3 protein-coding genes are annotated in these 1,470 nt (G+C 62.7%); all 3 read left to right on the forward strand.

What is annotated here, in order from left to right:
* The coding region (locus WDW90_RS37030) for a hypothetical protein (protein WP_336492710.1) at positions 1-386 on the forward strand (386 nt) is incomplete at its 5' end.
* 13 nt (positions 387-399) lie between these two features.
* The gene (locus tag WDW90_RS37035) at positions 400-837 is read left to right on the forward strand and encodes a hypothetical protein (protein WP_336492711.1); all 438 of its coding nucleotides are present in this window, start codon (positions 400-402) and stop codon (positions 835-837) included.
* Positions 838-898: 61 nt separating this feature from the next.
* Entirely contained in the window at positions 899-1,267 is a 369-nt protein-coding gene (locus tag WDW90_RS37040) for a hypothetical protein (protein WP_336492712.1), read from the forward strand.
* Positions 1,268-1,470: the final 203 nt, after the last annotated feature.

Raw genomic sequence — 1,470 nt, forward strand, 5'->3', positions numbered from 1 at the left:
GACCCATGCGAGTAGCGAAGACGGGAATGCGCGCGGTTCTGATCGGGCTCCTCGGGATGGTTCTAGCGGCAAGTGCAGCGGAGGCAGAAATCGTCGTTCTCCAGTGCAAGTTCGAGAGCCTGAACTTCTTCGTCACCCGATACTCCGACGGATCGCCGGCTCGGATTGGCACCACACCGGGTCTCGGCGACAGGGCGCAGGCCATCTCCGATCATCGCACCGGCGCGTGGGTTTTCGTCGAGGTGAACACCGACGGCATTCCGATCACACTTACGACAGTCGCGCCCGATTTCGCTGCCGTTCATAGCCGCCACACGATTGGGCCGTTCGGCGAAGTGCTCGCTCCTTCTCAGGAGCGCGGCAAATGCGAGCGCGTCCCAATCTGATCGGAATGATCCTATGTCCCGCGTGACCATCAGAGCCGCCCTGACCATCCTAATCATGATCCTGGCCGCTAGTTCGGCAGGTTCGGCGGAGTGCCCTGAAACCAAGGCTGTGATGGTTACCGCCGTCTCCGATTTTCCGATGCAGAAAGCGGTCATCCGCCCCGACCTGCTCGGCAAGAAGTTTCACGTCGAGAGCCCCCGTGGCCGCTCGCGCGGCTGGGATCGCAGCCTCACCCTCGTCTCCGGCAAAGAGCGCATCACGCTCGGCTTGAGCCAAAACCCCGGCACGACGCCGGCGGTCGGCTTCTCGTCCTGGGCCGAGGGCGATAAGGAGGCTCCTCGGGGCCGGGCGACACCCCCCGTCAAAACTGCAATCGACGAATACGCCTATGCCGTCCAAGAGGGGCCTCTCACGGGCATGAAGCTCAGCGTCGCGCGCTGCGAGCGCTAGTCATGGGGGACTAACCTTGCCACCCTGCCCCTCAGCCTGAACGACTACGGCACGTTGAGATATGCGGCTTCTCCCTACCATCATCTGGATCTTCGCGCTGGCGAGCTTGTTGTGGTTCGCTGCCAGTTTCATCAGCCTCGCCCTGGCGCTCTTTGGTCAGCCCGCGAAAAGTCCTGCGCATGCGTTGTACGGCTACGCGGTCGCGACTGTGCAGATCGCTGCCGTATTGGGATGGCTGTGGGCGCTTTATGCGAGCATCCAAAACCGGACTGCTGTGAATGGATCGACACAGGTCATGTGCGGCGCAACCGCTGCCGCACAGGTTTCTGTCCTGCTTGCAACCGTCGCGCTGATTGGCGGCTGGCTGCCGGATGGTAGGGCTAATCTCTTTGTTTGGTACGCGCTCGTTTCCGCGCTCCTCATGGCATAGATCCGCCGCTCGCGAGGTACTCGTCCAGGCTCTGCTAACGCGCCCTAAGCCCCCAGGAGTTGGAGCGACGGCTGCAACGACCACCGCGCCACCTGCAAATATTCCGGCACCCTCCCCAGGAAGAGGTAGACGTCTCTGCGGAGAGCCAGTCAGCGACCTCCCACAGGGAACGACAGGCTAGAGCACCTACCGCGACCGCCGGG

It is taken from the genome of Methylobacterium nigriterrae (assembly GCF_037106235.1).
Taxonomy (GTDB): Bacteria; Pseudomonadota; Alphaproteobacteria; order Rhizobiales; family Beijerinckiaceae; genus Methylobacterium; species Methylobacterium nigriterrae.